Consider the following 17,706-nt stretch of genomic DNA (forward strand, 5'->3'; position numbering starts at 1 on the left):
TATAGGTTGGTCAGGCAGTAGGCTTGTCGGCCGCTGCCTGTTGTAACAAATCTTCCAGTTTTATCAGTTCGTCGCGATACTGAGCCGCCTCGATGAACTCCATCTTCTTGGCCGCCTCGACCATCTGTCGGCGAGTGCGCTCGATGGCCTTTTGCAGTTGGTCGCGATTCATGTATTTCACAATCGGGTCGGCCGCCACATCCACATGCTCCAGATACTCGTCGCTGTAAGCCCGGGCCGGTTGGCTCGGCTTGGCAGCTTTTGCCGGCTTGGCCGGTTGCGGCTGTTGCGGTTTGGCCTCGGTGTTGGCCCCCAGCAGCGAAGAGTTCTTGGCCTTCTGGATAGCTTTGGGGGTGATGTGGTGAGCCTCGTTGTAGGCCAACTGCTTCTCGCGGCGGCGGTTGGTCTCGTCGATGGTCTTCTGCATGCTCTCGGTAATGCGGTCGGCATACATGATAACCCGTCCGTTAAGGTTTCGCGCGGCCCGGCCCACCGTCTGGGTGAGCGACCGGTGCGAGCGCAGGAATCCCTCCTTATCGGCATCGAGTATGGCCACGAGCGATACCTCGGGCAGGTCGAGCCCCTCGCGCAGCAGGTTCACGCCGATGAGCACATCGTAGACGCCGGCCCGCAGGTCGTCGAGAATGCGGATACGGTCGAGGGTGTCGACGTCGGAGTGTATGTAGTTGCAGTTGATGTCGAGTTTGGTCAGGTAGCTGTTCAGCTCCTCGGCCATGCGTTTGGTCAGGGTGGTGACCAGCACCCGCTCGTCGCGCTCGATGCGCTGCTGTATCTCCTCGAGCAGGTCGTCTATCTGGTTGAGGCTGGGCCGCACCTCGATGACCGGGTCGAGCAGACCGGTGGGCCGGATGACCTGCTCTACCACCACGCCCTCGCTCTTCTCGAGCTCGTAGTCGGCCGGGGTGGCGCTTACGTAGATAATCTGCCGGGCCAGACTCTCGAACTCGTCGAACTTCAGCGGCCGGTTATCCACGGCAGCCGGCAGGCGGAACCCGTACTCCACCAGGTTCATCTTGCGCGAACGGTCGCCCCCGTACATGGCCCTGATCTGCGGTACGGTCACGTGGCTCTCGTCGATGATGGTAAGGAAATCGTTGGGGAAATAGTCGAGCAGGCAGAAGGGGCGGGTACCCGCTTCGCGGCCGTCGAAGTAGCGCGAGTAGTTCTCGATGCCCGAGCAGTGGCCTATCTCGCGAATCATCTCCACGTCGTAGGTCACCCGCTCGTAAAGCCGCTTGGCCTCGAGCTCCTTCCCGATCGATTTGAAAAACTCCACCTGTTTGCCCAGGTCTATCTCTATCTCGCCGATGGCTTTGTCGATGCGCTCTTTGGTCGTCACGAACAGGTTGGCCGGGAATATCTTGTAGGCATCGAAGGTGCCTGTGCTGCTGCCCGTAGCGGGGTCGACGGTGCGTATCGACTCAATCTCCTCGCCCCAGAACTCGATGCGCACGATGGTGTCGTCGTAGGCCAGGTAGATGTCGACCGTGTCGCCCTTCACCCTGAAGTTGCCCCGGTTGAGCTCCACCTCGTTGCGCGAGTAGAGCGAATCGACCAGATGCCGCAACAGCCGGTTGCGCCCGATGTTGTCGCCCACCTTCACCTCGACCACGTTGCTGTGGAAGTCCTCGGGGTTGCCGATGCCGTAGAGGCACGACACCGACGAGACCACAATCACATCCTTGCGCCCCGACAGCAGGGCCGAGGTGGTGGAGAGCCGCAGGCGGTCTATCTCTTCGTTGATGGCAAGGTCTTTCTCGATATAGGTATCGGTCGAGGGGATATAGGCCTCGGGCTGGTAGTAGTCGTAGTAGGAGACAAAATACTCGACGGCATTCTCGGGGAAGAACCCCTTGAACTCGTTGTAGAGCTGGGCCGCCAGCGTTTTGTTGTGGCTCAGGATAAGGGTAGGTTTTTGCACCCGCTCGATTACGTTGGCCATGGTGAATGTCTTTCCCGAGCCCGTCACGCCCAGCAACGTCTGGTAGGGAGTGCCGTCGAGCACGCCCCGGCTCAGTTCGTCGATGGCTTCCGGCTGGTCGCCGGTGGGACGATAGGGAGAAATAAGTTTGAAATCCATGACATTCGTTTCGTTAAGATTCGGGTATAATCAAACAGAGGATGATGTATATCACCACCGGGGTGCCTATGGCTCCCAGCGACAGCAGCACATAGATGATGCGAACCACCGTAGGGTCCAGCCCCAGGTATTCGCCCAAGCCAGCACACACGCCGCCAATCATGCGCCCCTCGCGAGGCCGGGTAAGTCGTTTGATCATATTCATCGCAATTTATACCGGGGGCAGACTCGCCCGGGCATGCAAGCCCGATTCCGCATCGGCTGTGCCGAAACTTCGCCTACCTCCGCAATTTATTGCAAAGATAGAACAAAGCAAGGGTAAAAACAAAATTGCACCCCCTTCGTTTTATAAGAAGAGGGGCTCTCTTTTGTTGCCGGCGAATCGAGAGGTGTTGCCTGTTTCGGCAGGAGAAGGGTCCGCGTCGGGTGCGGTCGGGAGTATGCTGGTCGATACAAACCGGGAGGTAGCCGATAAATAGCCCCTAATTGTCGCCGTCACCGTTAAATTTCTATTATTTCTTTTCCATATTCGGCCGAAATCTCTAACTTTGCAACCTGATAAAGAAACGAATAATGCGAAAACTGATCTGTTCTATCGTTTGTGCCTTGCTCCTTGTCTCGTGCGGTGAGTATAACAAGATACTGAAAAGTACTGATTATGAGCTGAAATATGACTATGCCAAGAAGGCATTCGAGCGTAAGAAGTACATGCAGGCCGCTACCTTGCTCGAGGAGCTGGTGGCTATCTTCAAGGGTACCGACAGGGCAGAAGAGTCGCTCTATCTGCTGGCTCGCAGTTATTATCTGAATAAGGACTATGTCACCTCGGGCGAGTATTTCCAGGCCTATTACAAAAATTATCCCAAGGGCGAGTATACCGAGTTGGCCCGCTTTTACTGCGGCTATGGCTACTACCTCGACTCTCCCGAGGCCAAACTCGACCAGACCGGTACCTACAAGGCTATCGACGAGATGCAGCGCTTCCTCGACTATTTCCCCAACAGTGAGCGGGCCAAGCAGGCACAGGATATTATCTTTGAACTGCAAGATAAGCTGGTTTACAAAGAGTTGCTTAATGCTCAGCTCTATTACAACTTGGGCAACTACATGGGCAACAACTACCAGTCGGCCATCATCACGGCACAGAATGCCCTGAAAGAGTATCCCTATACCCGCTATAAGGAGACCCTCTCGATGCTTATCCTGAAGTCGAAATATCAGGAGGCCGTGCAGAGTATCGAAGAGAAGAAACCCGAGCGTTTCCGCGATGTCATCGACGAGTACTACTCGTTCATCAACGACTACCCCTCGGGACAATATACCAAAGAGGCCGAGAATATTTTTAAGGTGGCTAACAAATACGTAAAAGATTAATCTTTAAAATAATGGATTACAAGAAAACAAATGCACCGACAAACACCGTAACACGCGATATGGTGGCTTTGTCTTCCGACACGGGAAACATTTACGAGACTGTATGTATTATTGCCAAAAGAGCCAATCAGATTGCCGTTGAAATGAAGTCCGACCTGGAAAAGAAACTCCAGGAGTTCGCTTCGTGCAACGATAATCTCGAGGAGGTATTCGAGAACCGTGAGCAGATTGAGATCTCGCGTTACTACGAGAAGCTGCCCAAGCCCGTTCTTATTGCCACGCAAGAATATATAGAAGGTAAAATCTATTACAAAAACCCCGAAAAGGAAAAATCGGCTATCGAATAATAGCCTGCCAGGCATACTTGCAAGCCGCACTATCGAGATGGAATAGTGCGGCTTGCAGATTTTTCTCGCACACTCCACTCCTCTCAGGCATGGGGTGGGCGACAGGTAGAGAGTGACCGAAAAAAATAAAACGCACAATTAGTTCATTAAAATATGATCAATAGAATACTAATCCGTTCCAAAGTCATACAGATTGCCTACTCCTATTTCTTGACGAAAGACAAGACGGTGATGGATGCCGAGAAGGAACTCTTCTTCAGTTTCGAAAAATCCTATGAGTTGTATCATCTGTTGTTGACCTTGATGGTTGAGTTGACCGACACGCAGGCTGCCCGGGTCGAAGCCGCCCGCATGAAATTCCTGGCAACTCCCGAGGAGAAGAATCCCAACATGCGCTTTGTCCACAACCGCTTTATCGAGCAGTTGCGGAATTGCAACGATTACAAGGATTACCACGAGAAGAAACCCGTCACCTGGACCAACGACCCCGAATTTTTGAGAGACTTCTCGGAGCGGATTGTCAAGAGCGACATCTACAAAGAGTATATGGAGGCTCCCGAAGACTCGTATGAGAACGATTGCGAGTTCTGGAAAAAGGTGGTCAAGAACATGTTCTGCACCGACGAGGAGTTGCTCGAACTGCTCGAGCAGAAATCGCTCTACTGGAACGACGACCTGGAAATCATCACCACCTTCGTGCTGAAGACCATCAAGCAGTTCAGCGAGGCAAACGGCGAGTCGCAGGCCCTGCTGCCCATGTTCAAGGACGACGACGATGCCGAGTTTGCCAAGGAGCTCTTCCGCAACACCCTGCTGCATGGCGACGAATACCGCAACTACATCGAGAACTTTATCCGCAACTGGGAGATCGAGCGTGTCGCCTTCATGGACATCGTCATCATGATGGTCGCCATGAGCGAGTTTTACAAGTTCCCCTCGATACCCACGCGTGTCACCCTCAACGAGTATATCGAGCTGGCCAAGTCGTACAGCACCAACAAGAGCGGTCAGTTTGTCAACGGGGTGCTCAATGCCATCGCCGATAATCTGAAAAAAGAGGGCGTTCTGACCAAAGAGTAAAAAAATTGTTATATATTTGTGGACTCTCAATTTCGAGGAGACCACATGTAAAAACTATTAAAAGCTAAATTATGACAACACTATCCATTCTTTTACAAAGCGCAGCCGGCAGCGGGATGTCGAGCATCCTGATGATGGTTGCCTTGATTGCCATCTTCTATTTCTTCATGATTCGTCCGCAGACGAAACGTCAGAAAGAGATCCGCAAATTCCGCGAAGGTCTTTCGGCCGGCGACAAAATCGTTACCTCGGGTGGCATCTTCGGTAAGATCAAAGAGGTAAGAGACGACTCCTTCATCATCGAGATTGCCGAGAATACCCGTGTCCGCATTGCCAAGGATTCGGTATATCCGTCGGTAGCCGATGCCAAAGATAGCGGTGCCCAACAGGCCAAATAACAGCGCCTCGAGCAACAGGCATCCGTAACGGAAAATAAAAAGATAAAGTTTTTTATCGGCAGAGACCCATGGTCCCGATAAAAAACTTTATCTTTGTTGTATATAGCCATTGCGTGATAGTATGAAAAAGAATTTCCCGGCCCGCATAGCCACCCGATTCAGAGCGATTGTCCGTAAGATAGGCGCCACTTTTCGACAGGAGCGCACGCGCGAATTGTTCACTTTTCTGGGGTTCGTGCTGCTGTCGCTGGTATTCTGGTTCATGCAGGGGTTGAACGAGGAGGTAGAGAACTCGTTCGAGATTCCGGTCGAGTTGCAGGATCTGCCCGAGAAGACCACCCTCATCAACGACCTGCCCACCCACATCGAGGTGCGCATACGCGACAAGGGCCCCGTGATGCTGGGCTATGCCATCGAGGGATTGAGTCCGTTACGCATCAATTTCCAGGAGTACGACAAGGGGGGCAGCTCGTTCCTGTTGTCGCCCTCGCAACTCGAGACCGTCATGCGCAAATCACTGCGTCCCACCACTACGATTCTGTCGCTTATCCCCGACACGCTGAAGGTGCAGTATACCCACAGTGCCGGCAAACGGGTGAAGCTGGTGGTGAAGGGGCACGCCTCGACTACCCCGCAATGTGTGCTGAGCGGTCCCATGACGGCCTCGATCGACTCGGTCATGGTCTATGGCGAGAACTCCCAGCTGAAGCACCTCAAGGAGGTCTATACGGTCGAGTTCGAGGCCAAGCGGTTGAGCGACACGCTGCGCACGACCGTGCGCATGGCTCGCATACCCAACCTGCGCATCGTCCCCGATCAGGTAGAAGTGACGATTCCCGTCGAGGAGATGACCTCGAAACTACTCGATATACCGGTCGTACCCCAAAGCGTACCTGCCGGTTGGTCGCTCATCACCTTCCCCTCGTCGGTACAACTCACGTGCATGATGCCCTTTAGCCGGTTTGCCTCGGTCAGCGAGGAGAGCTTCCTGCTGGGTGTCGATTATGCCGACCTGTCGGGACGTCCCGCTCCCGGCAAGCTGGGCATCAAGGTGCTGAAGGCCCCCGATTTCGTGCGCAACATCATCCTGTCGCAAGACAGTGTCGACTATATTCTCGAACAGAAGAGACCCGTCTTTACCGTGTCGTCCGATACGGTGCTCGTCTCCATCCCCGATACGATATGAAACGAATAGGAATTACAGGCGGCATAGGCAGCGGCAAGTCGGTTGTCTCGAACTTGCTGCGGGTGATGGGCTATCGCGTGTACGATACCGATTCGGAGGCCCGGCGCCTGATGAACACCTCGCCCGAATTGAAACGGCAGATAGCCGAAGCCTTTGGCGACGACATCTATGCCGGCGGCTCCCTGAACCGCCCGTTGCTGGCCTCGCGGGCCTTCGGCCACCCCGACCGGGTAGCCCGGCTCAATGCCATCGTGCACCCTGCCGTGCGGACCGATTTCGACCGCTGGAGCCACAGCCGTCCCGACGAGCTCTGTTTCGTCGAGTCGGCCATCCTCTACGAGTCGCACCTCGACCGCCTGGTCGACGAGGTGTGGCTGGTCACCGCTCCCGAGGCGTTGCGCATCGAGCGGGTGCAGCAGCGCAGCGGGCTCACGGCCGACGAGGTGCGCCGACGCATGGCCTCGCAGATGGACGAGGAGGAGCGTCGTCGCCGGGCCACTCACATCCTCTGCAACGACGGCCGGCAGTCGCTCATTGCCGCCGTGCTCTCGCTGCTGGAAGAGCCGCGGTGAGAAAATTTTTCGTCCGATAAATCGATTAAACCCGACAAGTATATTATTTTTGCACGACAAATTGATTAAGTCATTAAATATAAAACACCAATTTTTATGTTGAAAACGATTTTATCTATCTCTGGGAAACCGGGTTTGTATAAGTTGGTATCTCAAGCCAAGAATATGTTGATTGTCGAATCCTTGCAAACCGGGAAACGTCAGCCTGCCTATGCCCATGAAAAAATCATTTCGCTGGGCGACATCGCCATCTTTACCGATGAAGACGATGTGCCTCTGGGCGAAGTACTGGAATCGATCAAGAAGAAAGAGAACGGCGGCAAAGTGTCGCTCGATATGAAGAAAGCCGATGCCGAGACGCTGCGTGCCTATCTGGCCGACGTGCTCCCCAACTTCGACCGCGAGAGAGTGTATGTGACCGACATCAAGAAACTCATCAGCTGGTACAACCTGCTGGTCGAGACGGGCAACACCGATTTCGTAGAGGAGAAGAAGGCCGATGCCGAACCCGAAAAGGAGGCTGCTGCCGACAACACCGAAAGCAAATAAACCGGTATCGATAAGGTGCGATTGAATCGCACTGCGAACAGATAAACCAAGGGGCTGTGGCTCGTTCGAGTCGCGGCCCCTTTCTTGTTGTCGGGCCGGGCCTTTACTTGCTTTGAGGGTGGAGGATACCCGGGGAATGGGGCTTTCGGTTACCGTGTGGGGCTGTATATCCAGGCTCCCTCCGTGCGCACGTCGTGGCAGGCGATGCCTTGCTTGTAGCAGTCGTTCAGCCACAGGCGGGCACGCGACGGATGCACGTTGGCCCCGATGATAACCTGGCCGACGTCGAAGAGTCGGGTCACGTCGGCCAGCCGTCCGTCGAATTGCCGGTCGACTATGGCATAGTCGATCGACAGCCGTTTGCCCGGCAGCCGGGTGTCGGTGTCCTTCCAGCCGGTGCTGTCGAGCAGGAGCAGCCGTTTGCCGTGGAAGAGGGCAAAGGGGTAGTCGATAAGGAAATGGGGCCCCTCGACCGGCAAGGCTCCCGGTTGTATCAGGGTATGGTTTGCGTGTCCGTTTCGTTGGCGATAAGGCTCGCCGGGCAGTGGTTGCGCTGGTGGCAGGGTGTCGGGCCGCAACAGGTAGCAGCGCTCCCGGTCGCTCAGTTGCACCACGGTCGATTGTCGGTCTTCATAGACAATCACCTCGGGGCGCAGGGGGCGATGGTTGGCCAGGTCGGCCGCCAGAAAGAGAATGGCGGCACCCAGCGTAAGCCCGAGCAGTCGTTTCGAACGCCGCTTCACCGTCAGGTAGATGAGGATACCCCCGATAAAGTAGCCCCACAGATAGCGGGGCTCCAGCCATATTCCCTCGATGTGGCTGCCCGGCAGGCGGTCGATGGCGAGGCTCAGCCATTCGATAAATCGCAGCAGCAGGTCGGTGGCGTCCGCTATCCAGACATAGGGCAGATGCAGGGCGGTGAGCAACAGCATGAGCAGGGCCAGCCCGAAGATGACTGGCAGGAGCGGCAGTACCACCAGATTGCCAACCAGAAAGAGCAGGGGCAGGGTGTGGAAGTAGTAGATGGCGATGGGCAGGGCACCCGCTTGTGCGGCTATCGATACGGCTGTGCACGAGCTCATCCATCGCACGAGTCGGTGGGGCGACCTGCCCCCGATATTCAATCGGCGGTAGAAGAGCAGGATGGCGGCGACTGCGGCGAAACTCATCTGGAATCCGGCATCGAACACGAGGCGGGTATCGTAGAGCAGCATGAAGAAGGCAGCGGCAAACAGGGCATTGAGCGAACTGTTGCGTCGCTCCAGAAACTCGGCTGTCAGCAGAAACGAAGCCATGATGCTGGCCCGCACGGCCGAGGGGGACAACCCCGTGACACAGGCATAAATCCACACCACGAGCAGCGTGAGCAGGGGGCGCAGCTTGCGGCCCGTCTCGCTCCAGGCCAGGGGGAAGAGCAGCAGGTAGACCAGCGAGGCGATAACCCCCATGTGCAGCCCGCTCACGGCCAGTATGTGCGAGAGCCCCGAGGCCGAGAACGATTGCCGCAGGTCGGGCGGGAAATCGGCCCGGTCGCCCAGCAGGAGGGTTTTCAGCAGCAGGGCACTGTGGGGCGCGAGGTGGCAGGTGTCGATGCGGTGGGCGAGTGCGGCTTGCTGCCCGGCCGCCCAGGCCCGCAATCCTGAACGAGGCTCGTGGCCGATGCACCGCCATCGCCCGTCGGCGAGGTATTGGCTGCGGGCGATGCCCTGGTAGCGCATGAAGGCGGCCCGGTCGAAATCGCCCGGGTTCCCAACCCCGGCAATGGGGCGCAGCCGAAATTCAAAGACCACCCGGTCGCCGTAGTCGAGCCGTCCGGCCGACAGACTCTTTTCGAAATAGAGGGCCACCTTTTCGCGATAGGGTACCGTGTGGCCAAGGGTATCGACCAGCCCGGTAATCGAGGCGGGGCAGTAGTAGGCCCCCTCCTTTTCGGTCGCCTCGTGGTCGATGTGGGCAACGGCTACGGGGTAGAAGCCGTCGGGCATCCGGTAGGGGCGGTGTTGCAGGTGGTGCAGGGTGGCTCCTGCCGATAAGAAAATCAGGAAAAGTCCCCACCCGAAAAATTCGCGCTTGCGGTATTGCTCCTCGATGGTGCCCCGCTTGGTCAGCAGTCCCCACAACATGAGGCCGCCCAGGCCCGGCAACAGGCAGCCCCACAGGGGGAGATGCAGCTGCGCCTGCCCCACGATACCCGCCAGCAGCGGGAGCAGCAGTCGAATGAATGGAGTACGGGCGGCCGACAGGGGATTCCGGGTCATGGCAGTATGTTTTTCGGTGTATCAGAGAGGGTAGGAGAGCGGTGCAAAAGCACTGCACACGTTTAGAATCGGCGGGTCATGTAGCGCATGAAGTCCGAAGCGAGGCCGCCATTCTGGCCGGCATTCTGGACGAAGCAGAACTCCCGCTCGCAGACGAAGTCGGCAATCTCGATTACCTTCAGACGACCGTCGGCAATCTCGGTCGAAACCGCCTGTATCGACATCATGCCCACGCTGTCGGTGTTGTAGAGAAACCGTTTGATGCCCTCGGTCGTACCCAACTGCATGGCAATGTTGAATTGCGACAGCTTCAGTTGCTTCTGCGCCAGCGCCTTTTCAAAGACCTCAAGGCTGCCCGAGCCGCTCTCGCGAATGACCAGCGGCAGTTGCTGCAACTGGTCGAGCGAAATCTCGTCGTATCGCGCCAGCTTGCTGCGGGTGCTGGCTATGCACACCAGTTCGTCGCGCATGAACGGGGTGTAGTGCAGGTGGGGCTGGCGGCTCACCCCCTCGATGAGTCCCAGGTCTATGCGGTTCTCCTCGACGGCCCGCTCGATGGCACGGGTGTTCCCGTTGACGAGCGACAGCTTTATCTGCTTGAACTTCTGGCTGAACGTAGCCAGATAGGAGGGCAGCACATACTGGGCGATGGTGGTGCTGGCACCCAGCCGCAGTTCGCCCATGTGGCGCTGGGTGAGCAGGTTCATCTCGAAGTCGAGCTGCTTGTAGTGGGCGAGTATCTTCTCGGCGTGCGAGAGCAGCAGCTCGCCCTCGGGGGTGAGGGTAATGTGTGTGCCCATCCGCTCGAACAGCCGGGTGCTGTACTCGGCCTCGAGCTCCTGGATGTGCTTGCTGATGGCCGGTTGGCTCACATACAGCTCTTTCGAGGCTTTGGTAAAACTGAGGTTGTGGGCTACGCTGCAAAAAACTTTTAGTCTGAAGTCTATCATGGTGGAGGGGCTTATGGCGTTATCGATTCCAAATATCCCAGGCGGCCAGGGCCTGCAGGTGCAGCATCTCGGTGCCGTTCTTGGTCTTGCACCCCTGGCGGGCCGCCAACTCGAGAAAGCGGGTCACCTCGGGGTTGTAGATGAGGTCGTAGCAGAGGTGCTCGGGGGTAAGGCATTCGTAGGGGATGCGGGGAGCCTCGTCGGTGTGGGGATACATGCCCACCGGCGTGGTGTTGACGATGATGCGGTGGGAAGCCATCCGCTCGGGGGTGAGGTCGTCGTAGCCGATGATGTCGCCGCGCCGTTGCCGCGAGACGAAGGCAGGCTCGATGTGCAGCGACTTCAGTCCGGCATAGACCGCTTTCGAGGCGCCGCCCGTTCCCAGGATGAGTGCCCGTTGCATGCCCTCGTCGATGAGCGGGGCAATCGATTGGGTGAACCCGATGATGTCGCTGTTGTAGCCTTTGAGCCATACGCGGCCGTCGGGTTGCCGGGTTATCTGTATGACGTTGACGGCCCCAATCGCGCGGGCCTGCGGGTCCAGCTCGTCGAGCAGCGCGATAACCTCCGTCTTATAGGGTATCGTTACATTCAGCCCGCAGAGCTCCCGGCGGTCGGCAATGAGTTGCCGCAGAGTCGAGAGGTCGGGCATCTCGAAGTTTTCGTAGGTGGCCGCTATCCCCTCACGTTCGAATTTCGCGTGGAAAAACGAGCGGGAAAACGAGTGTCCCAAGGGATACCCCACCAGTCCGTATACGTGGTTCATAGCTATCGTTTCAGTTTATCCGTTGTATTTCGATTCGGCCAATATCTCGCCGGCATCGTCGGGCGAGGCCAGCAGTTCGGCCGCACTTTTCTTCTTCTCCTGGGCATATCGCTTGACTATCTGGTAGCCGATCCAGCGGCCCAGACGGCCCGGCGAATCCTGATGCAGCACGGCTACAAAGGGGGCCGGTTCCACATATTTGTGGATGAGCATCGACTCGGTGTTGAACAGGTGCTTCTTGCTCACCACCTGGTGCCAGATTTCGGCCTCGTTGGTCTGGCACCATTGCGCCTGCTCGTCGGTGTAGCCCAGCAGGCGGTATTCGTCGGCCTCGGGGAATATCGAGGCGAGGGCATAGAGAATCTTTCCCTCGTAGACCATGCGGTCGAGCAGAGCATTGCGTTTCGATTCGTAGGGGTAGCGGGTGCGCAGCCACACCTCCAGAGCGTCGTAGGCTATGCGGCCGCTCTCGTGCAGCCCCCGTTCATATATATAATAGCGTTGTTCGTAGAGCGGGTAGTCGGCCCCCAGGTAGCAGTCGAGCGAGATGGAGAGCAGCGAGTCGACCGTAACAATCGACTGGTTCAGCCCCGACACATGGGTGAGCAGGCGGGGACGCGGTGCCTGCGGAAAGAGCTCGCTGTACCGGTCGAAGCCCTGTTGCAGGGCGGCAATCCAGGCGGTGTCGCTGGCGAAGTGCGACTCGGTATCGGCATAGAGTTGGGCAATGGCTTCGTGGGTGAGAAACAGGTTCAGCCCCTCGCGGAAGTCGGGGGCGTCGCCCAGCCCCAGAATCTGCCGGCAGTAGACGGAGAAGAAGGGGGCGTATTTCTCCCTGAAGCCGGCCGCCGCGGCGGTGTCGGTCTGTTGCACATAGGCCGGGAGTTCGCGGTCGAACCGTTCGATGGTCACGGGGTGTCGGGTTACGGAGCTCCGGGCCTCCGAAGCCTTTCCGTTGCAGGCGATGAAGGCCGCCGTCAGCAGGCATATCGCCATGGCATAGCTGTTTTGTTTCAGGTGTCGTATCATATACACGCTTTTTGTCTCGCTTTTGCAAAAATACTTTTTTCTTTCGAGAAAGCCATCGGTGCGAATCCAGTTTTACGATTTGAGTATAAGGCAATAAATCTCCTTGAAATTGACATCTTTTTCGAGCTTTATTTATACCTTTGCATTTGAAACTGCGAAATAGGCTCGGATGGTACGCCGCCTGTTTGGCAATTTGTCAGGATTCCGGCGGGGCCGGGTCTTGTGTTAATGATAGCAGATACTGGTTTATGAAACATTCATATTGCTTTACGCGGGTGCTCTCCCTCCTTTTTGCATTTGTGCTCGGGCTCTCGGTCGTTTCGGCCAAAGACTTCGTGCTGGTCATCGATGCCGGTCACGGAGGGCGCGACGCGGGTGCCCTTGGCAACAAGGCCAAGGAGAAGGATATCAATCTGGGGGTAGCCCTGAAGCTGGGGCGCATGGTGGCCAACAATGTGCCGGGGGTGAAGGTGGTCTATACCCGCGACAAGGATGTCTACCTCACCTTGCAGGAGCGGGCCGATAAGGCCAACCGGGTGGAGGGCGACCTCTTCATCTCGATACACACCAACTCGATCGACAAGAAATCGCCCAACCGCAAGACCGTGGCCGGTGCCTCTACCTGGACACTGGGTCTGCACCGCAGCAAAGAGAACCTCGAGGTGGCCAAGCGTGAGAACTCGGTTATCTATCTCGAGAACGATTTCTCTACCCGTTACGAAGGGTTCGACCCCAACTCGACCGAGTCGTACATTATCTTTGAATTCATGCAGTACAAGCATATGGAGCAGAGCATCAACTTTGCCTCGGACATACAGCACGAGTTTGTATCGGTAGCCAACCGTGTGGACCGCGGGGTGCGGCAGGCCGGATTCTGGGTGCTGGCCAAGACCGGCATGCCGGCGGTTCTGGTCGAGCTCGACTTCATCTGCAACCCCACGCAAGAGCGGTTCCTCACCTCGGAGAGCGGGCAGACCAAGATGGCCCAGGCCATTTACAATGCCTTTGTCAAATACAAATCGGATTACGATCGCAAGCAAAACTCGCGCAAGGGTTCGGCCCCTGCGGTCACCTCGTCGACTCCGGCTCCTGCTCCGGCTCCTGCACCTGCCGAAGTAGAGAAACCGGCCCCCGCCAAAACTCAAACCGGCAAGGCCGAACAAGACGACGCCTCGGGTGTTACCTATTACAAGGTGCAGTTTATGGCGCTCCCCCGCAAGTTGCCGGCCAACTCCAAGGAGTTCAAAGGCCTCTCGCCTGTCGAATGCTACAAAGAGGGGAGCATGTATAAATACACCTATGGGAAATCGACCGATCGAAATGGTATACAGCAACAATATAAAAAGGTGAAATCGTTGTTTCGCGATGCCTTTATCATCCAGTTCCGTGACGGAAAGCGTGTAAAGTGAGAAACAAGACGATAGCCCAACTAAAAAGAATAATATGAAAAAGTGGTTTGGAAAAGAAGCAAAGATTGCCCTCTCGGTGCTGATTAGCATCCTCATTCTGTATGTAGGCATCAACTATTTGAAGGGCATCAACGTGATGAAACCCTCTAATTACTATTATGTGCAGTTCCCCAGCGTGGGCGGGTTGGCCCAGTCGGCCCCGGTGATGATCGACGGCTACAAGGTGGGGCTCGTGCAGGAGATTGTGTACGACTACGACACGAATCAGACCATCAAGGTACTGTTGAATCTCGATAAGAAACTGAAGATTCCGGTCGACAGCCGGGTCTACCTCGAGACCGATATGTTGGGAACCTCGTCGGTGGTAATCGACCTGAATCCCCACGTGAGCGAATACTACGAGCACGGAGCCTTGCTGCAGGGCGAAGTGAAGTCGGGGCTGATGCAGAGCCTCCAGAGCGAGCTGCTGCCCCAGGTTGTCGTGTTGTTGCCCAAACTCGACAGCATCTTGTCGGGGTTGCAAACCCTGGTCAACGATCCGGCTCTGGTCTCGTCGGTAAAACGGCTCGATCGCATTACGGCCAATCTGGAACGCTCGTCGGTACAACTCTCGGGCATGATGCAAAACGATGTCCCCGTGATACTCGACAACGTGCAGGGCATTACGGCGCAGATCAACCAATTCTCCGATACCCTCAATGCGCTGCCGTTGCAGTCGACCATGGCATCGGTGCAGAAGACCAGTTACAATCTGCAGCAAATCACCTCGCGGCTTACCTCGCCCGACAACAGTCTGGGGCTGTTGTTGAACGACCGGGGGCTTTACGATCGGGCCAATGGTGTGCTGGGCAGTGTCGATTCGCTCATGATCGACTTGCGGCTTAATCCCAAGCGATATGTACACTTCTCGCTGTTCTGAGAAGAGTAACAGATTTTCCTTATTTAGAATCGATATAAATAAGGAAGAATCTGCAATTTTTTTGTAATATTCCCAAAGCTACCCTTATAGGGGTGTGTTTACCCGATGGGAGAGAGGTGCTGGAAATGTGCCGAAAAACATATGAAGGTTTGTAATCGCTTGAAAGATAAAGTGATGATAGATTGTGAAAACGGAAAAAATATCTCGAGAGACGATATTTTATAAGAACTTTGAAATCAACCGTTTGTAACTGAAATGTAAAAAGCAAATATTTTGCGATTTGTTTTTGCGGAAAAATAATTTGAATTTTGTACACGCAAAAGTTTTTTGATAGAAGATTTACATAAAATGGGTTCAGAACAACATGTTCAGTTGTGGGACCAATGTCTAACAATTATCAAAGACAACATAGCCCCCGAGGCGTTTGAGAGTCTGTTCAAGCCGATTACTTCGTTGGGTGTTGATGGCGATAATGTGTTGACTTTGCTTGTCCCTTCACATTTCGTGATAGAGCAGATCGAGGAGCACTACCTCAACCTGCTGAAAAAGGTTTTGCCTCGCATCTATGGGGCAAACGTCAAGTTGGTGTATCGTGTGCAGATTGTCCGTCAGCCCGAGGCTACGGTCGACCTCTCTGCTACGACCAAGTCGACCGCTGTCAAGAAAATGCAGCAGGCGATGCCCGACCTTTTGGACCCGTTCAAACAACGCGTATACGATGAGCTCGACCCCCGTCTGAACCCGATTTACACTTTTGAAAGTTATTATCAGGGGGCAAGCAACATGTTGGCGCGTGCGGCTGCCGAATCGATTGCCGAGAATCCCGGTCGCAATACCTTCAACCCCTTGTTTCTCTTCGGTGAGTCGGGGGTGGGAAAGACCCACTTGATTCAGGCCATAGGTTTGCGCATCAAAGAAAACATGCCGGCCAAACGGGTGCTCTACCTGTCGGCTCACGACTTTCTGGTGCAGTATACCGATGCCGTGCGCAACAATCGCGTGAACGACTTTATCGGCTTCTATCAAAGCATCGACGTACTGTTGATGGACGATATTCAGGAGTTTGCCGGGAAGACCCAGACCCAGAATACCTTCTTCCACATCTTTAACCATCTGCATCAGAGCAACAAGCAACTGGTACTCACCTGCGACCGTCCGCCGGTCGAGCTGGTGGGCATGGTTTCGCGTCTGTTGACCCGCTTCAAATGGGGTTTGACAGCCGAGGTGGAGCGTCCCGACTACAAGTTGCGCTACGATATTCTCATGAGCAAGGTACACCGCGACGGCTTGACCATCGACGAGTCGGTAATCGACTACATCGCCCGCAACGTGACCGACAACGTGCGCGACCTCGAGGGGGTTATCGTTTCGCTCATGGTACGTTCGAGCGTCTTGAAGAAGGAGATTTCCATCGAAATGGCCGATCAGGTGCTGGCTGCCAGCGTGAAGATGGTGCAGAAGCAGATTACCATCGATACCATCAAAGAGGCGGTTTGCGGCTATTACGGCTTGGATACCTCGCGCCTGCTCGAGCGCACGCGCAAGAGAGAGGTGGTTGTGGCCCGTCAGATGTCCATGTACCTGGCCAAGAAATACACCAGCCTTTCGCTGGCCGGTATCGGCGACGTGCTGGGCAAGAAAGACCACGCTACCGTGCTGCACGCCTGCAAGACCATCACCGAACAGATAGGGGTGGACAAGAAGTTGCGGAGCGATCTCGAGGAGATTGAGCAACGGATACAAGGATAACCTCCATAGGAATACAGAATAACGAAAGAGGCCCGGAACGCTGTTGTTTCGGGCCTCTTTCGTATCGTTGCAGGGGAGGGTGTTGAACTCTCTCCGTCTCTTATTCGGGCATTTTGAAGCCCTGTTTCACGATGAAGTCGAGGAAGATTTTGGAGAACAGTTCGTTGTTCTCGCGCGTGTAGCGCACGTCGGTGAATACCTGAGCCAGAGTCTCCTTGTGGTTCTCGGCTACGAATTGCCGGTTCTCGGGCAGACTCTCTTTTTCGGCATAGAGGCGCTGTATATCCTCGGGCGTGTAGTCGCGGTAGCTCTCGTGGTGAACAATCGCCTCGAGGGGCAGGCGGTCTACCTGGGCGGGCATGTCGGCCGGATAACCTACGGTGAGGGTAGTAATGGGGATCACCAGACGGGGCAGTTGCAGGGCTTCGGCAATCTGGGGAGCGTTGTAGGTGGTAGTGCCCAGATAGCAGCAGCCCAGACCCGAAAGCTCGGCTGCGGTGCAGAACTGCTGAGTCACGAGCAGGGCGTCGATGGCTGCCGTAACGAACGACTGGAAGTTGTCGTAGCCCGGTTGTGCATGGTTCAGCTCGCACCATTTTACAAACCGGTTAAAGTCGGCGCAGAAGGTCAGCACCACCGGCGCGTGGGTGACGGTAGGTTGGTTGAAGTGGGCCGGAGCCAGTCGCTCTTTGTTCTCCCGAGTACGGGTAACGACGACGCTGTACACCTGCATGTTGCCCGTTGTGGGGGCACGAAATGCCGTTTCGAGAAGTTCGTTGAGCAGACGGTCATCTATCTCCTTGTCGAGATATTGCCGTATCGTTCTTCTCTCTTTCAAACTCTTTATCATAGGTAATGGGGATTTGAAGTGATAAGTTCGTAGTAGCAAAGGTAATGAAAATATTTGACAACGGCGGTATGGCCGTGGTGTCGATTGTCTGTGGATTTTCTTCATGGATACTTGCAAATAGAAATAATTGTACTTTGTTACTAATGTCGATTTTTTCTTGTGTTTCTTG

Annotated in this window: 17 protein-coding genes; 10 read left to right on the forward strand and 7 right to left on the reverse strand. The window is 55.5% G+C overall.

The window, feature by feature from the left end:
• Positions 1–10: 10 nt before the first annotated feature.
• Both uvrB and ABGT88_RS06380 read right to left on the reverse strand, forming a co-directional pair.
• Positions 11–2,101 (reverse strand): excinuclease ABC subunit UvrB, encoded by a 2,091-nt coding sequence (gene uvrB / locus ABGT88_RS06375; RefSeq protein WP_258326953.1) that lies wholly within the window; start codon positions 2,099–2,101, stop codon positions 11–13.
• A gap of 13 nt (positions 2,102–2,114) precedes the next feature.
• The gene (locus ABGT88_RS06380; protein WP_346701068.1) at positions 2,115–2,306 is read right to left on the reverse strand and encodes a PspC domain-containing protein; all 192 of its coding nucleotides are present in this window, start codon (positions 2,304–2,306) and stop codon (positions 2,115–2,117) included.
• Between the two features lie 365 nt (positions 2,307–2,671).
• On the opposite strand from ABGT88_RS06380, the gene bamD reads away from it, so the two are divergent.
• From bamD to ABGT88_RS06415, 7 genes are all read left to right on the forward strand, one after another.
• The gene (bamD, locus tag ABGT88_RS06385) at positions 2,672–3,475 is read left to right on the forward strand and encodes an outer membrane protein assembly factor BamD (protein WP_289541423.1); all 804 of its coding nucleotides are present in this window, start codon (positions 2,672–2,674) and stop codon (positions 3,473–3,475) included.
• Between the two features lie 11 nt (positions 3,476–3,486).
• Positions 3,487–3,822 (forward strand): DNA-directed RNA polymerase subunit omega, encoded by a 336-nt coding sequence (locus tag ABGT88_RS06390; protein WP_289541373.1) that lies wholly within the window; start codon positions 3,487–3,489, stop codon positions 3,820–3,822.
• 153 nt (positions 3,823–3,975) lie between these two features.
• Positions 3,976–4,902 (forward strand): transcription antitermination factor NusB, encoded by a 927-nt coding sequence (nusB, locus tag ABGT88_RS06395; protein WP_346701070.1) that lies wholly within the window; start codon positions 3,976–3,978, stop codon positions 4,900–4,902.
• Between the two features lie 71 nt (positions 4,903–4,973).
• Positions 4,974–5,300, forward strand: coding sequence for a preprotein translocase subunit YajC (gene yajC / locus ABGT88_RS06400; RefSeq protein ID WP_289541375.1), 327 nt, complete (start codon positions 4,974–4,976; stop codon positions 5,298–5,300).
• Between the two features lie 121 nt (positions 5,301–5,421).
• Entirely contained in the window at positions 5,422–6,486 is a 1,065-nt protein-coding gene (locus tag ABGT88_RS06405; RefSeq protein WP_346701073.1) for a hypothetical protein, read from the forward strand.
• Positions 6,483–7,058: a dephospho-CoA kinase gene (coaE, locus tag ABGT88_RS06410; protein WP_346701075.1), complete on the forward strand. Its 576-nt coding sequence runs from the start codon at positions 6,483–6,485 to the stop codon at positions 7,056–7,058. Before ABGT88_RS06405 ends, coaE begins: the two co-directional genes overlap by 4 nt.
• A 96-nt stretch (positions 7,059–7,154) precedes the next feature.
• Positions 7,155–7,607: a DUF5606 domain-containing protein gene (locus ABGT88_RS06415; RefSeq protein WP_289541378.1), complete on the forward strand. Its 453-nt coding sequence runs from the start codon at positions 7,155–7,157 to the stop codon at positions 7,605–7,607.
• Positions 7,608–7,756: 149 nt separating this feature from the next.
• Here ABGT88_RS06415 and ABGT88_RS06420 read toward each other — a convergent pair whose 3' ends face one another.
• From ABGT88_RS06420 to ABGT88_RS06435, 4 genes are all read right to left on the reverse strand, one after another.
• Positions 7,757–9,865 (reverse strand): ComEC/Rec2 family competence protein, encoded by a 2,109-nt coding sequence (locus ABGT88_RS06420; protein WP_346701077.1) that lies wholly within the window; start codon positions 9,863–9,865, stop codon positions 7,757–7,759.
• Between the two features lie 62 nt (positions 9,866–9,927).
• Entirely contained in the window at positions 9,928–10,815 is an 888-nt protein-coding gene (locus ABGT88_RS06425; RefSeq protein ID WP_346701079.1) for a LysR family transcriptional regulator, read from the reverse strand.
• Between the two features lie 19 nt (positions 10,816–10,834).
• The gene (locus tag ABGT88_RS06430) at positions 10,835–11,581 is read right to left on the reverse strand and encodes a shikimate dehydrogenase (RefSeq protein ID WP_258326949.1); all 747 of its coding nucleotides are present in this window, start codon (positions 11,579–11,581) and stop codon (positions 10,835–10,837) included.
• A 15-nt stretch (positions 11,582–11,596) separates the two neighbouring features.
• Complete coding sequence (locus ABGT88_RS06435; RefSeq protein WP_346701081.1) at positions 11,597–12,610, reverse strand: DUF2268 domain-containing putative Zn-dependent protease; 1,014 nt, start codon at positions 12,608–12,610, stop codon at positions 11,597–11,599.
• A gap of 248 nt (positions 12,611–12,858) precedes the next feature.
• Here ABGT88_RS06435 and ABGT88_RS06440 point away from each other — a divergent pair, with 248 nt between their 5' ends.
• From ABGT88_RS06440 to dnaA, 3 genes are all read left to right on the forward strand, one after another.
• Entirely contained in the window at positions 12,859–14,019 is a 1,161-nt protein-coding gene (locus ABGT88_RS06440) for an N-acetylmuramoyl-L-alanine amidase (RefSeq protein ID WP_087407608.1), read from the forward strand.
• Between the two features lie 34 nt (positions 14,020–14,053).
• Positions 14,054–14,938 carry an MlaD family protein gene (locus tag ABGT88_RS06445; protein ID WP_087407607.1) on the forward strand — a complete coding sequence of 295 codons (885 nt, stop codon included), beginning with the start codon at positions 14,054–14,056 and terminating at the stop codon, positions 14,936–14,938.
• 348 nt (positions 14,939–15,286) lie between these two features.
• Positions 15,287–16,687: a chromosomal replication initiator protein DnaA gene (gene dnaA / locus ABGT88_RS06450; RefSeq protein WP_087407606.1), complete on the forward strand. Its 1,401-nt coding sequence runs from the start codon at positions 15,287–15,289 to the stop codon at positions 16,685–16,687.
• A 100-nt stretch (positions 16,688–16,787) separates the two neighbouring features.
• Here dnaA and ABGT88_RS06455 read toward each other — a convergent pair whose 3' ends face one another.
• Entirely contained in the window at positions 16,788–17,537 is a 750-nt protein-coding gene (locus ABGT88_RS06455; protein ID WP_346701084.1) for a nitroreductase family protein, read from the reverse strand.
• Positions 17,538–17,706 lie beyond the last annotated feature (169 nt).

It is taken from the genome of Barnesiella sp. An22, assembly GCF_963931395.1.
In the GTDB taxonomy this organism is placed as follows: domain Bacteria; phylum Bacteroidota; class Bacteroidia; order Bacteroidales; family Barnesiellaceae; genus Barnesiella; species Barnesiella merdigallinarum.